Source organism: Cupriavidus taiwanensis (assembly GCF_900249755.1).
GTDB classification, from domain to species: Bacteria; Pseudomonadota; Gammaproteobacteria; order Burkholderiales; family Burkholderiaceae; genus Cupriavidus; species Cupriavidus taiwanensis_D.
On sequence record NZ_LT976854.1, the window covers coordinates 172,165 to 186,102 of the forward strand.

Annotated in this window: 13 protein-coding genes; 10 read left to right on the forward strand and 3 right to left on the reverse strand. The window is 67.3% G+C overall.

The genetic code is table 11. The annotated features are described in order from the left end of the window. Nucleotides 1–22: 22 nt before the first annotated feature. The gene (gene argH, locus CBM2594_RS16645) at nt 23–1,528 is read right to left on the reverse strand and encodes an argininosuccinate lyase (RefSeq protein WP_116357942.1); all 1,506 of its coding nucleotides are present in this window, start codon (nt 1,526–1,528) and stop codon (nt 23–25) included. A 132-nt stretch (nt 1,529–1,660) separates the two neighbouring features. Between argH and CBM2594_RS16650 the strand changes: the two genes are divergently transcribed. From CBM2594_RS16650 to CBM2594_RS16665, 4 genes are all read left to right on the forward strand, one after another. Further along, nucleotides 1,661–2,536: a LysR family transcriptional regulator gene (locus CBM2594_RS16650; protein WP_116357943.1), complete on the forward strand. Its 876-nt coding sequence runs from the start codon at nt 1,661–1,663 to the stop codon at nt 2,534–2,536. 229 nt (nt 2,537–2,765) lie between these two features. Continuing rightward, a complete protein-coding gene (locus tag CBM2594_RS16655) occupies nt 2,766–3,593 on the forward strand; it encodes an AraC family transcriptional regulator (RefSeq protein WP_116357944.1) in 828 nt (275 codons plus the stop codon). A gap of 82 nt (nt 3,594–3,675) precedes the next feature. Then, on the forward strand, nt 3,676–4,101 hold the full coding sequence (locus CBM2594_RS16660; protein ID WP_116357945.1) for a cupin domain-containing protein: 426 nt from the start codon (nt 3,676–3,678) through the stop codon (nt 4,099–4,101). 182 nt (nt 4,102–4,283) lie between these two features. Continuing rightward, nucleotides 4,284–4,718, forward strand: coding sequence for a MarR family winged helix-turn-helix transcriptional regulator (locus tag CBM2594_RS16665; RefSeq protein ID WP_116357946.1), 435 nt, complete (start codon nt 4,284–4,286; stop codon nt 4,716–4,718). 62 nt (nt 4,719–4,780) lie between these two features. Here CBM2594_RS16665 and CBM2594_RS16670 read toward each other — a convergent pair whose 3' ends face one another. Then, complete coding sequence (locus CBM2594_RS16670) at nt 4,781–5,557, reverse strand: enoyl-CoA hydratase (protein ID WP_116357947.1); 777 nt, start codon at nt 5,555–5,557, stop codon at nt 4,781–4,783. Nucleotides 5,558–5,813: 256 nt separating this feature from the next. Beyond that, entirely contained in the window at nt 5,814–6,572 is a 759-nt protein-coding gene (locus CBM2594_RS16675) for an IclR family transcriptional regulator (protein WP_232346644.1), read from the reverse strand. A 178-nt stretch (nt 6,573–6,750) separates the two neighbouring features. On the opposite strand from CBM2594_RS16675, the gene CBM2594_RS16680 reads away from it, so the two are divergent. From CBM2594_RS16680 to CBM2594_RS16705, 6 genes are all read left to right on the forward strand, one after another. Beyond that, the gene (locus CBM2594_RS16680) at nt 6,751–7,839 is read left to right on the forward strand and encodes a cyclase family protein (protein ID WP_116357949.1); all 1,089 of its coding nucleotides are present in this window, start codon (nt 6,751–6,753) and stop codon (nt 7,837–7,839) included. 14 nt (nt 7,840–7,853) lie between these two features. Continuing rightward, a complete protein-coding gene (locus tag CBM2594_RS16685) occupies nt 7,854–9,476 on the forward strand; it encodes an AMP-binding protein (protein WP_232346645.1) in 1,623 nt (540 codons plus the stop codon). Next, a complete protein-coding gene (locus tag CBM2594_RS16690; RefSeq protein ID WP_116357951.1) occupies nt 9,470–10,642 on the forward strand; it encodes an acyl-CoA dehydrogenase family protein in 1,173 nt (390 codons plus the stop codon). Before CBM2594_RS16685 ends, CBM2594_RS16690 begins: the two co-directional genes overlap by 7 nt. A gap of 35 nt (nt 10,643–10,677) precedes the next feature. Continuing rightward, nucleotides 10,678–11,406 carry an SDR family oxidoreductase gene (locus CBM2594_RS16695; protein WP_116357952.1) on the forward strand — a complete coding sequence of 243 codons (729 nt, stop codon included), beginning with the start codon at nt 10,678–10,680 and terminating at the stop codon, nt 11,404–11,406. Between the two features lie 76 nt (nt 11,407–11,482). Then, nucleotides 11,483–12,586, forward strand: a complete 1,104-nt coding sequence (locus tag CBM2594_RS16700; RefSeq protein WP_116357953.1) for a Bug family tripartite tricarboxylate transporter substrate binding protein — start codon at nt 11,483–11,485, stop codon at nt 12,584–12,586. Nucleotides 12,587–12,661: 75 nt separating this feature from the next. Next, nucleotides 12,662–13,918 carry an ABC transporter substrate-binding protein gene (locus CBM2594_RS16705; RefSeq protein WP_116357954.1) on the forward strand — a complete coding sequence of 419 codons (1,257 nt, stop codon included), beginning with the start codon at nt 12,662–12,664 and terminating at the stop codon, nt 13,916–13,918. Nucleotides 13,919–13,938 lie beyond the last annotated feature (20 nt).

Consider the following 13,938-nt stretch of genomic DNA (forward strand, 5'->3'; position numbering starts at 1 on the left):
CGGCTGCGATGTGCGGCGCGGCTCAGCTTTGGGATGCGAGGTGGTTGACCGAGCGCTTCAGCGCCGCGCGCGCGGCGTCGAGGCGGGACCGGGTGGCGTCGAGGTGTTCGCGCGCGTGGTGCGTGGCGGCGCGCTGGGCGGTGACGTTGTCGCGCACCAGTACCGGCGCGGGTCCACCGGCGGCCATGCGCGCGGCGACGCCTTGTTCGGGATCGAGGCAGCGGGCGACCGCGGCGGCATCCAGCCCGGCCGCGCGGCCCGCGACGCGCATCGCGGCGGCATCGACCATGTCGGCGCTGATCTCGTCGGCGGGCAAGTGCTGGTCGAGCGCGTCGCGCACCACGGCGCCGACGATGTGATGCGCCTGGCGGAACGACATGCCGGCCTCGCGCACCAGCGCATCGGCCAGGTCGGTGGCGGTGGAGAAATCGCGGCGCGCGCGCGCCAGCATGCCGGCACGTTGCGGCGTGGCGTTGGCGATCACCAGCCGCAGCAGCGACAGGCAGCGCAGGCATTCGTCGCCGGCCTCCCAGAAGCCGCGCATGCTCTCGCGGTTGCCGTCGCCAGAGTGCGTGAAATGGCTGCCCTTGAGCGCCGCCAGCGCGCCGGTCAGCAGGCCGAGCATGTGGCCGCCCTTGCCCTTCAGGTATTCCAGCACGACCGGGTTCTTCTTCTGCGGCATGATGCTGGAGGTGCCCGCGACGCTGTCCGGGAAGTCGATCAGGCCGAACTCGGGCGTGGCCCAGACATACAGGTCCTGCGCCAATCGGCCCCAGCTCACCGCGCCGATGGTGATCGCCGCCAGCATCTCCCAGGCAAAGTCGCGCGATGCCACGGCGTCGAGCGAATTCGGCGCATGGGTGGAAAACCCCAGCCAGCGTGCCGTGGCCGCGCGGTCGATCGCGAAAGCGGTGCCGGCCAGTGCGCCAGCGCCCAACGGGCAGGCATCGAGATGCGCCAGCGCCTGCTCCATGCGCGCGATATCGCGGCCGAGCGACTCGGCAAAGCCGGCGAGGTAATAGCCATAAGTAATCGGCTGAGCGGCCTGCAGGTGCGTATAGCCCGGCATCACCACCGCGGCATGGGCGTCGGCCTGCTCCAGCGCCACGGTGCGCACCGCCAGCATCGCTTCCAGGATATCGAGCGCCAGGTCGCGCGCACGCAGCCGGTCATGCGTGGCCAGGATGTCGTTGCGGCTGCGCGCGACATGCAGCCTGCCGCCAGCGTCGGCGCCGGCCATCTGCATCAGGTGCGCTTCATAGTTGAAGTAGGCGTCTTCACGCGCCGGATCCAGTTGCACGGCAGCGGGGCCTTCGGCTTCGATGCGCAGCAATGACTGCGCCAGCACCGCGGCCACGTCAACCGGTACCAGCCCGGTGCCATGCAGCATCAGCAGGTGGGCCTGGTTGATATCGGTCAGGTAGCGAAAGCCGCTGCCGAATTCGCGCATCAGGCGCGGCAGGTAGATGTGCTCGCATACCTCGGCGGCGGTGGGCTGGGTCAGGCGTCGGCTGACTTTGGATTCCATGCTGGGTGATCTCCGAAACGATGGAGCAAGTATGGAAATCCGCTGGATATATCGTCAAATCAGCATTTTGATCGGAGCTATGCGGATTTGATATGCTGCGTGGGACCCCGCCGACCCCGACCGCCCCCAGCCATGAACTACAAGCAGATCGAAGCGTTCCGCGCAGTCATGCTGACGCGCTCGATGACCGAAGCCGCCGCCCAGCTCCATACCTCGCAGCCCAACATCAGCCGCGTGATCGGGCAACTAGAGCGCGAGGCGGGCTTCAGGCTGTTCGAACGCGTCGGCAACCGGCTCACACCGACCGACGAAGCCGAGGCCTTGTTTTTAGATGTGGAGCGATCCTTCGTCGGTCTCGACAGCCTGCGCGCATCGGCCCGTTCGATCCGTGAGTCGGGCGTCGGCACTCTGCGCATCGGCACCGTGCCGTCGATCGCGATGAGCGTGATGCCGCAGGCCATCCTGGCCTTCCGCGAGCGCTATCCGGACGTGCCGATCGCCGTGCATACGAACGATTCGCCCACGGTCGCCAAATGGACCGCGGCGCGCTTCTGCGATATCGGGCTGGTGTCGTACATGGCCGATACCACCGGCACCCGCAGCAAGTTGCTGCGCCGCGAGGACGGCGTGTGCATCGTGCCGGCGACACACCGGCTGGCGCGCAAGCGCCGCATCCACGCCAGCGACCTCGATGGCGAGCGCTTTATCTCGCTGACGCATGGCGACGGCACCCGCACCACGGTAGATGCCGCGTTCGTGCCGGATGACCGGCGCGTGCTGACGCTGGAGACGCCTTACGCGGCCACCATCTGCACGATGGTGGGCATGGGGCTGGGGGTCAGCGTGGTCAACCCGCTGGTGGTGCGCAGCCTGAAGCCGGCGGGTGTCAAGGCGATTCCGTTCGAGCCGGTCATCGCTTTCGAGAGCCACATCCTGTTCAATCCGCAGCGGCCGGTGCCGGCGCTGGCGCAGTGGTTCCTGGAATGCCTGCGGAAGGTTACCGGATAAACGGCTAGCAGCCGGCGTCTGGATCTGATTGGCAATTCATGGATCGGGTCCTTGCGACCCATCGCGGACCGTGGCAGCAATGATATGTACGTCCGTCGAGCGCCCAGAAAGCGGACATTGACGTTGCCAAAGAGAAGCGCGACGGGACCACTTTGACGCTGACGCACAGCTTCGCGAGACGCGCTCATGTGGCAATATATTGAATCGACATTCCCGTTTGCGACTCGTCATGCTCCACAAGGCAGCACCCGCGCGCCCGGACTGGGTGATGCGCGCCCAGCCAATAGAAGGCATCGAGCGCATCGAGGCCTGGTTTCAGGGCAAAGCGTATGCCATGCATCGCCACGATACGTACGCGATCGGCCGCACGCTCGCGGGGGTGCAGAGTTTCAGCTATCGGCGCAGCCGGCGCGACAGCCTGCCGGGTAATACCATCGTGCTGCATCCCGACGAAGCGCACGATGGCCAGGCGGGTACGGGCGAGGGGTTCCGCTACCGCATGATTTACGTGGCGCCTGCGCTCTTTCAGGACGTGCTGGGCGGCGGCGCGCTGCCGTTCCTCGAGGGCGGTGTGACAACCAATCCGCGTATCGCCGCGGCCACGGAAACCTTGCTGCAACGCGTCGGCGATACGCTCGAGCCGCTCGAACAAAGCGATGCGCTAGCCGAGCTTGCGCATGCGCTTGCTGCCGCCGCGGGCATGCCGCGTGCGCGAGGGAACGGCGATTATCTCGCGGCACGCCGGGCGCGCGACTATCTGCATGCGAATTTCACGAGAGTGGTCACGCTCAAAGAAGTGGAAATCGCGACAGGCCGGGACCGCTGGAGCCTCTCGCACGATTTCCGCACCTTCTACGGAACAAGTCCATATCGCTATTTGACAATGCGGCGCCTCGATGCCGTGCGGCGCATGCTGCTTTCTGGCATCTCGCTCGCGAGCGCGGCGGCAGACGCGGGCTTCGCCGATCAGAGTCACATGACGCGTCATTTCCTGAAGACCTTCGGCTTCACGCCGGGACGCTGGCTCCAGATCGTGGGCGACGTGTCCCGCGACTGAACGCTCACCCACGATCGTTCAATACGGCCCCCTGGCGGCTGCGTATTCTTGACCGTGCGTCCACACCCGAACGGAGAAAACGATGTCTGCATCAAGAAATTCCAGCACTGTGCCCGCAACGCGCGGCCAATGCGAGGCTATCGACCTGGCTGGCAAGATTGCACTGATCGACGGCCACTGGCAGCCCCGCGTAGTCGCGGAGATGAACGATTATCAGTTCAAGGTCGTTAAGGTCAAGGGCGAATTCGTTTGGCACAATCACAGTGATACTGACGAGACCTTCATCGTGCTCGACGGCGAATTGCGAATCGATTTTCGCGATGGACCATCGGGCGACGGCTCGATAGTGCTGCGTGCCGGTCAGATGGCCGTCGTGCCGAAAGGCGTCGAGCACAAGCCCTCAGCGCATGACGAAGTGAAACTGCTGCTGATCGAGCCGCGCGGTGTAGTGAACACCGGTGACGGTGCAACAAGCGAACGCACTGTTGTGAACGACCAGTGGATTTAAGGCCTGCCGCCTGGCGATCCTGGCGCAGTTATCGCCGCCGGCTGATGCGGTGCCGGATACGCCCGGCGCCAACTCCAGATACCTCGCCTGTCACGGCGTTGCCGATGCTAATATTCGCACGCGAACAAAAAAGTTTTTCTGCGTTCCCATTTGCTTGAGCGCAGTAGATCCAGAGGCGAAAAATGGAGCATCGGCTTGTCTACCTGCTGAATGTGGGCCAACGGCGCCTGCATCGGTGGTCGCAGGCGCGGACGGTCGCTGGTGGCGTTACCGCAGCGCAGGCTGGCCTGCTGTTCTTTCTGGGAAAGAACGACGGGGCCCTCACGAATGAAGCGGCGGCAGCGCTTGATCTCAAGGCGCCGGGAATGAGCGGCCTGGTGGACCGGGCCGAACGGGCTGGCCTCATCGAACGCCGTGCGGACGAGTTCGACCGACGTGCGACGCGGCTATGGCTGACGGCAGACGGACGCGCCGCACTCAAGCGGTCGAAATCAGGTCTCACCGAGTTGAATGCCCGCATCACGGAGGGTTTTACGGCGTCCGAGATCGACGTGGTAGCGCGCTGGCTGACAAGCCTGCAGGAGAAGTTCCCCGCCAATGACGATGACTCGGCTTAGCGCCGAGATGGGAACCGAGGGCACCGACGGCGCCCTGCAGTGCTCGACTGTGCGTACCGTTCCTATTGACGAGCGATCTTCGTGAAGTCCGGCTGGCGCTTCTGGGCAAATGCCATGAAGGCTTCCTTCGCTTCGGCACTTGCGAGTCGCTCCACGAACGTGGTGCTTTCGCAATCCATCTGAGCCACCAGCTTCTCCGCGTCTCGCATCAGTCGCTTCATCGCTGTCAGCGATCCGAGCGGCTTGGTGGCAATTTTCTCGGCGACACGGCGGGCTTCAGCGCGCAGTTCCCCGGCGGGAGCCAATTTGTTCGCGATGCCCCATGTCACGGCGAGATCTGCGGGAACCGGCTCACCGAGAGCGAACATCTCGAACGCCCTGGCATGTCCAATCCGCAAGGGAAGCAGAAGGCTTGAGGCGGCTTCCGGAACCAGGGCCAGGTTCACGAAGGGGGTGATCAATTGCGCCTCTTCGGACAGAATGACATAGTCACAATGGAGCAGCATCGTCGTTCCCACTCCGACGGCCTTGCCCTGGACTGCGGCGACGATCGGGACGGTAGCGTTCGCCAGGCCTCGCAGAAAGCGAACGACGTGGCGTTCCTTGGGGCCGTTGCCCGTTGCCTGCGCCGCGAATTCCATCACATCGTTGCCGGCCGTGAAGGTGTCGCCATCGGCCTGGATCAACAGTACCCGAACCTCGCCATCGGTATTTGCCCGTTCGATCGCGTCCGCCAGAGCGCCATACATCTCGTTGGTAAGGGCGTTCTTCTTGTCCAGTCGCGACATCGTCACGGCCAGTACGCCACCTGCAAGTTCTACTTCAATTCCAGCGGTCATTGCGTTGCCTCGTAAGATTGTTGGGAAGCGCCCTGCGCAGGTGCGCCAAATGGGGGAACGCCAGCACGAAACGTTCGCATGCGAAGTATATACATTTCGCATGCGAAGTAAACTGTCTGTGCCGTCTGCGCGGGCTTGGGAAGCGCCGTCGTTCCGCATCAACCCAGAAATCGATGACGCCTGAAAATGCGCCCGCGGGCCTGCTAGCCCGCTTTATCCCGGCAGTTTCAGGCCAGGACCGGCGCCAGGGACGGCCTTACCGCAGTGCCGCGCGCAATTGCGCTTCGGCCTTACGGACTTCTTCCAGCACCAGGCCGGCCACCCAGGTTCGGCGGGTCTTGTTCATGCGGGACACCACCGAGGCCACGCTCAGCGCAGCGTAGTGCCCCTGGCTGATCTCGAACGCGGCGCCAACCCCGCCGGCGCCCGCGGTCACCAGGTTCTCGCTTTCGGAATAGCCCTGGCGGCGCGTGCGTTCCACCAGTTCGAGCAGGCGCAGCCGCGTCAGTCCTGCCGCGTCGTACTCGTCGCGGTGGCGCCGATACAGCGCTTCGATTTCCGCATCCGCCAGCCTGGCCAGCAAGGCCAGGCCGGCAGTGCCGATGCCCAGCAGGCGCAGGCTGCCGACCATCAGCGTATGAGCCTTGATCGGGTAGCTGCCCTCTTCCATATGCAGGCAGTGCCCGTAGTCGCCGTTGCGGATGACCAGGAACACGGTGTCCTCGGTCTGGCGCGCCAGCGACTGCAGCATCGGACGGCAACTGACCAGCACCGGCGCGCGGCTCATCGCGGTCAGGCCCAGTTGCATGGATTCGATGCCGAGACGGTACTTTTTGGTGTCCGCCTCACGTTCGACAAATCCGGCATGCACCAGCCCCGACACCAGGCGGAATGCCGTGCTGCGGTCCAGTCCGGTGGCTGCAAGCAACTCCGCCAGTTCAATGCCGCGTTCATGGGCGGCGCCGATGCACTTGAGCAACGTCAGCGCGCGTGACAGGCTTTGCGTGCCTGCCACCCCGGGTTCCTGCGGCCCTTTAGCCGCCTGTTTGCTGGTGGTGATCACAATGTAATCAATTGTAGGAAAAGTGCTTGTAGTGTAATCGACGTTCCGCTGGAATAAAAAACAGAGACCAGGGCCTGCATCCGGCAGCGCCGCATGGCGCGCCCATGACCACCATTCCAGAGGAGACCACATGACCCCGTACAAGTACGTGCACGCCCCCCATGCCCGGCCGGTGGAAGGCGCCGCGAGCGAGCGCTCGGCGCGCTGGCAGCAGCGCCCGGAACAGTCCAACTGGGGCGATTTCGGGCCCGATGACCAGCTCGGCCGCCTCAACCTGATTACGCCGGAGAAGGTCAGGCAGGGCGCGGCCGAGGTCAGGGAAGGGCTGCGCTTCTGCCTGAGCCTGCCGCTGGACTTCCCCGGCGGCAATGCGCTGAACCCGCGCCGCCACCCGCCCGTGATCAGGCCGACGCCGCGCGCGCTGGGGCTGGGCATGAACTTCGCGCTGGCGCGCGAGAACGCGGACCTTACCGACGTGGTGTGCGACGACTACGTGCACATGTACCTGCAGTACTCGACCCAATGGGATGCGCTGGCGCACGTGGGCGGGCATTTCGATGCCGACGGCGATGGCGTCAGCGAGATGGTCTACTACAACGGTTTCCGCGCCGGCGTCGACGTGCAGGGACCGGACGATGATCCGGCGCTGGACGGCCAGTCGCGGGCGCTGGCGCTTGGCATCGAGAAGATTGCCGAGCATGGCGTGCAGGGCCGCGCGGTGATGGTGGACCTGCACGCGCACCTGGGCGACGGCCATGTCCGCGTCGGCTACCGGCAACTGGCGCAGATCATGCGCGACGACGGCGTGACGGTGGAGCCGGGCGACATCCTTTGCCTGCATACGGGCTTTGCGCAGCTGCTGCTGGGACGCAACCGCCAGCCCGAGCCGGACATGGCCGAGCGCTTCGGCGCGGCGCTCGACGGGCGCGACCCGGAACTGCACCAGTGGATCATCGACAGCGGCATAGCTGCCATCGTGGCCGACAACTACGGCGTGGAAGCCATCCCCGCGCGCCCGCAGGCGGGCCCCTGCGCCTTCCTGCCGCTGCATGAGCTGTGCCTGTTCAAGCTGGGCATGCCGTTCGGCGAGCTCTGGTACCTGACGCCGCTGGCGCAATGGCTGCGTGCCAACGGGCGCAACCGCTTCCTGCTGACGGCGCCGCCGCTGCGGCTGCCGGGCGCCGTGGGCTCTCCGGTGACGCCGGTGGGCACGGTGTGAACGGGGACGCGATGATGTCGGAACGTACCCTGTTCGACCTGCTCGACGCCGCGCCGGCCGATGCGGTAGCACTGCGCTTCGAGGGCCGCGCCGTCACGTACGGTGCGCTGCGCGAGCGCGCGTTGCGCATTGCCGGCGGCCTGCACCGGCATGGCATCGGCCGCGGCGACGTGGTCGGCCTGTGGCTGCCGAACGTGCCGGACTGGCTCGGCGTCGCCTTTGCCTGCGCCCGCATCGGCGCTGGCGTGATGAGCCTGAACATGCGCTACGGCGCAAAGGAAACCGGCGACTTTATCCGGCGTGCCCGCTGCAAGGCGCTGGTCTACATGCCGGCCTACCGGGGCAAGGACTATGACGCGCTGATGGCCGCCGTGGACCCGCACAGCCTGGCCACGCTTGAACTGGCGGTGCCATGGCCGCAGGCGCCGGCGCACGCGCCATCGGCCAGCGGCGGCGCGAGCGCGCACCCCTGGCCAACGCTGGCGTGTGCCGGCCTCGATGTCCTGGCCGGGACAGCGCCGGATGCTGCTGCCTTGGGCGAGCCAGGCGACGCCTGCATCATCCTGTCCTCGTCCGGCACCACCAGCCAGCCCAAGCTGATCGTCCACGGACAAGGCCGGGTGGCACGGCATGCTGCCGATGTGGCGGCGGCCCTGGCCATGCAAGGCAGCGGCGCGAAGCTGCTGCTGGCGATTCCGCTTTGCGGCGCCTTTGGCTACACCGTCGCCATGACCGCGCTGGCCGCACAGGCGCCGCTGACGCTGGTCGAGAACTTCGAGCCGGCCGAGACCGCGCGCCTGCTGGTGGCGGACGGGATCACGCATATGTTTGGCACCAACGACATGCTCGACAAGCTGCTGGACGCCGGCGGGCCGGGCTGGCAACCGCAGGCGCTGCGCATGTACGGGCATGCCAATTTCACCCCCGGGCTGACCGAATTGCCCCAGCGCGCGCAGCAGCGCGGCATTGCCATGCGGGGGTGCTATGGCCTGAGCGAGACCCTGGCCCTGTTCGCCAGCCAGCCGGCACAAGCCCCGCTGGCGCGGCGCGAGCAATCGGGCGGCGTGCCGCTGGCGCCGGCCGCGCGCGTGCGGGTGCGATCGCTGGAGACCGGCGTATGCCTGCCGCCCGGCGAACCGGGCGAACTCGAACTGCTTACGCCCGACGTCATGCTCGGCTATCTCGATGACGCCGCGGCCACCGCCGCCGCCTTTACCGATGACGGCTATCTGCGTACCGGCGATCTGGCCATGCTGAACGACGACGGCGGCTTCACGCACCTGTCGCGCATCGGGGATGTGCTGCGCATCGGCGGCTACCTGGTCAACCCGCTCGAGATCGAAGAGGTGGTGCTGGCCGCCAGTGGCGCGGCCGCGTGCCAGGTGGTCGCGGTCGAGGCCCACGGCAGCGCGCGGCCGGTTGCCTTTGTTGTCGGCGGCAGCGGCGATATCCATGCCGAAGCCGAGGTGCTGGCCGCGTGCAAGGCGCAACTGGCGGTGTTCAAGGTGCCGCTGCGCGTGTTCCGGCTCGAAGCCTTTCCGGTAACCCCGAGCCCGAACGGCGAAAAGGTCCGCAAGAACGAACTGCGCGCGATGGCCCGGCAGATGCTGGCGGCCGAGGAGACTGCACGATGCTGAAATGGAGCCCCTGGGATCTTCCCTTTTTCGACGCCCGCCATGCCGAGCTGGCCCGCGAGCTCGATCACTGGCAGCAGCGCCAGGCCGCGCTCGCGCCCGAACTGGAGACGCTGCCGCTGCCGGACCAATGCCGCCGCCTGGCGGCGGAACTGGGCCAGGCCGGACTGCTGCGCTACGCGGTGCCGACGCAGCAGGGCGATGCCAGCCCCGGCCTGGACCTGCGCTCGGCGTGCATGGTGCGTGAGGCCTTGTCGTACGGCTCGGCGCTGGCGGACTTCGTGTTCTCGATGCAGGGCATCGGCGCCGCGCCGCTGTGGCTGCATGGCAGCGCCGCGCTGCGTGAGCGCTATCTCGACGACTGCCGGCTGGGCCGGCAGATCGCGGCGTTCGCGCTGACCGAGCCCGAGGGCGGCTCGGATGTGGCCGCCACCGCGACCACTGCTACCCGGCGCGGCGACGTCTATGTGCTGGACGGTGCCAAGACTTATATCTCCAACGGTGGCATTGCCGATTACTACGTGGTCGTGGCGCGCTCGGAACAGGCGCCCGGCGCCAGGGGGCTGTCGGCGTTCCTGGTCGAGGCCGGCACCCCGGGCCTGGTGATCGATACCAGCCTGGAGATTGTGGCGCCGCACCCGCTGGCGACGCTGCACCTGCGCCATTGCGAAGTCCCGGCGGCACACCTGCTGGGCGCGCCCGGCGACGGCTTCAGGGTGGCGATGTCGGTGCTGGACATCTTCCGCTCGTCGGTCGGCGCCGCCGCGGTCGGCATTGCGCGCCGCGCGCTGGACGAGACCGTGGCGCGCATGGGCAGCCGCTCGCTGTTCGGCAAGCCCATGGCCGAGATGGACACGGTGCGCATGCGCGTGGCCGACATGGCGCTGGACATGGAGGCCGCCGCGCTGCTGGTCTACCGCGCCGCGTGGCTGCGCGACGTGCGCCAGGCCACCATCACCCGCGAGGCCGCGATGGCCAAGCTGGGCGGCACCGAGGCCGCGTTCCGCGTGGTGGACAGCGCCGTGCAGTTGTTCGGGGCGCTCGGGATCACGCAGGGCTGCGTGATCGAACAGCTGTTCCGCGACGTGCGCCCGATGCGCATCTACGAAGGGGCTTCCGAAATCCAGAAGCTGATCATCGGACGCAGGGTGCTGGGCGCACAGCGCTAGCACCGCACCGGAATTTTCAATACAAGGGAGTATCGATGTCGACAAGACAACGCGTGCTGGTCACCGGCGCGAGCAAGGGCATCGGGCGCGCCACGCTGGCGCGCCTGCGCGAGGACGGCTATGACGCCATCGGCCTGGCACGGACACGGCCGGCGGATCTCGCCGACGATCCGGCCTTCCATTGCTGCGACCTGAACGACCTGGCGCAGACGCGGGCGCTGGTGTCGGCGCTGGCGGCGCAGGGGCCGTTCTACGCGCTCGTCAACAACGCGGCGATGGCACCGACCACGTCGGTGGATGACGCTTCGCTGGCGGACATGGACGACGCGATGCGCATCAACGTCAATGCGGCGCTGGTGTGCGCGCAGGTGCTGCTGCCGGGCATGCGCGCGCAGGGCAGCGGGCGCATCGTCAACCTGTCGTCGCGCGCGGCGCTGGGCAAGGTGAATCGCACGGCGTACAGCGCCAGCAAGGCCGCGGTGATCGGCATGAGCCGGACCTGGGCGCTGGAACTGGCGGCATCCGGCATCACCGTCAACGTGATCGCGCCGGGGCCGATCGCCACCGAACTGTTCCGCACGGCCAGTCCGCCGGATGACCCCAAGACGCGCGCGCTGATGGCGGCGGTGCCGCTGCAGCGCGTGGGCGCGCCGGAAGAGATCGCGCATGCGATCGCCTTTCTGCTGGATGCGCGCTCGGGGTTCATGACAGGACAGACGCTGCATATCGACGGCGGTCTTACGGTCAGCGCGGTCCGGCTCTGAGCCGGCCAGGCGCAGGGGATTTTCCGACGCCGGCATTCGAACCGCGCGCGGGCCACGCAACGAGAGGAGACACGACATGAAGGTGCTGGACGCAGAAGGACAGGTTCAAGACCGTGCCACGGCAGGTGGCGATGACGACGCGGGCGCCGCCGGCGACCCGCAGCGCAGGCGGGAGAGCGGCATGTCGGCGCGCCGGCGCAGCGTGCTGCGCGGGCTGTCGGCAGGGCTGCTGGCACCGCTCGGCTGGCACGCCGCGTCGGCGCGGGCCGCTAGCGCCGGCGCCTATCCGGTCCGCCCGGTGCGGCTGGTGGTGCCGTTCGCGCCCGGCGGCGCGACCGACACGCTTGGCCGGCTGCTCGGCCGCGCCATGGAAGCCTCGCTGGCGCAGCCGGTGGTGGTGGAAAACCGCGTCGGCGCGGCGGGCGCAATCGGTGCTACGGCCGTGGCCAAGAGTCCGGCCGACGGCTACTCCGTCCTGCTCGGGGGCGTGGGCACCAATATCGTGCTGGCCTATACGCAGCCGTCGTTGCCGTATGACCCGGTGCGGGACCTGATGCCGGCCGCCTACCTCTGCAATGTCGACTATGTGCTGACGGTGGCGGCGGGCAGCCCCTACCGCTCGCTCGACGACCTGCTCGCGGCGGCGCGCAAGCGGCCGCGGGCGGTGTCCTATATGTCGACCGGCATGCTTGGTCCGCTCCATGTCGCGCTCGAATACCTGAGCAAGCGCGCCGGCGTATCGATGGTGCACGTGCCCTACAAGGGCGAGAGCCCGGCGCTGGCCGACCTGCTGGAAGGCCGCATCGACGTCGCCGTGATGACTGTGCCGTTCACCCGTCCGCTGGTGCAGGACGGCCGCGCGCGCGTGCTGGCCACCATCAGCGCCGAGCGCACGGCCAGCATGCCGGAGGTGCCGACCGTGGCGGAGCTGGGCTTTCCCGGCTACGCCGTGCCGATCTGGAATGGCCTGTTCGTGCCCGCGGGCACACCGGTCCCGGTGGTCGAGCGCCTGCATGCGGCGGCAGCCGCAGCGACCGGCGCACCCGCGATGCGCGAGCGCATGGTCGCGCTGGGCGTCACGCCAACCGGCGGCACCATCGCCGGCTATGCCAGCTTCCTGAAGGCAGAGCGCGAGCGCTGGACCGCCATGATCCGCGACACCGGACTGGTGGGCGGCTAGCGACGCCGGCACCGCAAGAACATTCCCCTCATCGCAACCTTCGACAACGCCGCATCGTACGGCGAGGAGACAGCTATGCAACGTCAATGGCAGAGCCTGGCACGCGCGCGGCGCCTGGCCGCAAAGTGGTTGGCGGCGTGCGCCCGCATCGCGGCCTGGTCCGCGCTGGTGCTGGCGGCGCAACCGGCGCGCGCCGCCGAGACCGTCAAGATCGGCCTGATCCTGGACATGAGCGGGGTCTATGCGGACATTTCCGGCAAGGGCTCCGCCACGGCGGCGCAGCTTGCCATTGCCGACTTTGGCGGCAAGGTGCTCGGGCGCAACGTGGAACTGCTGGTGGCGGATCATCAGGGCCGCGCCGACATCGCCGCCAGCAAGGCGCGGGAATGGTTCGACGTCCGCAAGGTCGACGCCATCCATGACGTGACGGGCTCATCCACCGCGCTGGCGGTGCTCAACGTCGCCCGCGAGAAGGGCAAGGTGCTGGTGCTCAGCGGCCCGGCATCTGACCGGCTGACCGGCGACCTGTGCTCGGCGACCTCGGTGCACTATGCCTACGATTCCTATGCGCTGGCCAACTCGGTCGCGCGCACGGTGGCCAGGAATGGCGGCAAGCGCTGGTACTTCATCACCGCCGACTACGCCGGCGGCCATGACATCGTCAACGCGGCACGGACCGCGCTGGCGCAGGAAGGCGGCAGCGTCGCCGGCGAGGTGCGCCATCCCTTGGGCGCCTCCGATTTCTCGTCCGCGGTGGTGCGCGCGCAAGGCAGCGATGCTGGCGTGATCGGTCTGGCCAGCTTTGGCGGCGACCTTGTCAACGTGATCAAGTCGGCGCGCGAGTTCGGCGTGCGCGCCGGCGGCAGGCAGCAGCTCGCCAGCCTGCTGATGTATATCAACGATGTCCATGCGATCGGCCTGCAGACCGCGCAGGGCATGGTCCTGTCCGAAGCGTTCTACTGGGACATGAACGCCGAGACCAGGGCTTTTTCGCGGCGCTATTTCGACAAGGTCAGGGCCATGCCCAACATGAGCCAGGCCGCGGTCTATTCGTCCGTGCAGCACTACCTGAAGGCAGTGAAAGCCGCCGGTTCGACCGATGCCGCCGCGGTGATGCGCAAGATGCGCGAACTGCCGGTGGTGGACTTTTACACGAAGAACGGCCGCATCCGCGACGACGGGCTGATGGTGCACGACATGTACCTGTTCGAGGTAAAGCGCCCCTCCGAATCGAAATACCCGTGGGACTACTACAAGCTGATCGCCACCATTCCCGGCGACAAGGCCTTCAAGCCGCTGGCGCAATCGGGCTGCCCGCTGGTGCGGCAGTGACACGCGGCGACACCGCCAGA

Excerpts from the sequence above, each read along its gene's own strand:
- CBM2594_RS16660 (WP_116357945.1), top strand. The coding sequence starts at position 3,676 with ATGTCTGCATCAAGAAATTCCAGCACTGTGCCCGCAACGCGCGGCCAA.
- CBM2594_RS16680 (WP_116357949.1), top strand. The coding sequence starts at position 6,751 with ATGACCCCGTACAAGTACGTGCACGCCCCCCATGCCCGGCCGGTGGAA.
- CBM2594_RS16700 (WP_116357953.1), top strand. The coding sequence starts at position 11,483 with ATGAAGGTGCTGGACGCAGAAGGACAGGTTCAAGACCGTGCCACGGCA.
- CBM2594_RS16670 (WP_116357947.1), bottom strand. The coding sequence starts at position 5,557 with ATGACCGCTGGAATTGAAGTAGAACTTGCAGGTGGCGTACTGGCCGTG.
- CBM2594_RS16705 (WP_116357954.1), top strand. The coding sequence starts at position 12,662 with ATGCAACGTCAATGGCAGAGCCTGGCACGCGCGCGGCGCCTGGCCGCA.
- CBM2594_RS16695 (WP_116357952.1), top strand. The coding sequence starts at position 10,678 with ATGTCGACAAGACAACGCGTGCTGGTCACCGGCGCGAGCAAGGGCATC.
- CBM2594_RS16685 (WP_232346645.1), top strand. The coding sequence starts at position 7,854 with ATGTCGGAACGTACCCTGTTCGACCTGCTCGACGCCGCGCCGGCCGAT.
- argH (WP_116357942.1), bottom strand. The coding sequence starts at position 1,528 with ATGGAATCCAAAGTCAGCCGACGCCTGACCCAGCCCACCGCCGCCGAG.
- CBM2594_RS16655 (WP_116357944.1), top strand. The coding sequence starts at position 2,766 with ATGCTCCACAAGGCAGCACCCGCGCGCCCGGACTGGGTGATGCGCGCC.
- CBM2594_RS16690 (WP_116357951.1), top strand. The coding sequence starts at position 9,470 with ATGCTGAAATGGAGCCCCTGGGATCTTCCCTTTTTCGACGCCCGCCAT.
- CBM2594_RS16650 (WP_116357943.1), top strand. The coding sequence starts at position 1,661 with ATGAACTACAAGCAGATCGAAGCGTTCCGCGCAGTCATGCTGACGCGC.
- CBM2594_RS16665 (WP_116357946.1), top strand. The coding sequence starts at position 4,284 with ATGGAGCATCGGCTTGTCTACCTGCTGAATGTGGGCCAACGGCGCCTG.